Origin of the sequence: Erwinia sp. ErVv1, from assembly GCF_900068895.1 — a bacterium.
Taxonomy (GTDB): domain Bacteria; phylum Pseudomonadota; class Gammaproteobacteria; order Enterobacterales; family Enterobacteriaceae; genus Erwinia.
Window position 1 is genome coordinate 104669 of record NZ_CDPK01000013.1, and the last position, 279, is coordinate 104947.

Sequence of the window (279 nt, forward strand, 5' to 3'; positions counted from 1 at the left end):
GGCCTGGGCCGTGCCGTTGGCGGCCACGTTATCGGTGGTGACGGTCAGGGCGCTGACCTGGGCGGTCGTGGCATCGGCGATAAAGGTCACAGTGGTGGTTTTGGACGAGTTACCGAGGGTCGCGCTGACGGCGTAAGCGGCCGCCGTGGTGCTGGTGGCGGTAAAGGTGGCAGTGCCATCCTTCGCGGTGGTGACGCTGGCGGCGCTGAGCGTGACGCCGTTATCTTTGGCGCTGAGAGTGACCTTCTGGCCGGCCAGCGGGTTGCCGTGCTGGTCCTG

1 pseudogene is annotated in these 279 nt (G+C 67.0%); it reads right to left on the reverse strand.

Features of this window, described 5'->3' with window-relative positions:
- Positions 1-132: 132 nt before the first annotated feature.
- Positions 133-267, reverse strand: a pseudogene (locus A1830_RS23455) (Ig-like domain-containing protein); the annotation flags it as partial.
- Positions 268-279 lie beyond the last annotated feature (12 nt).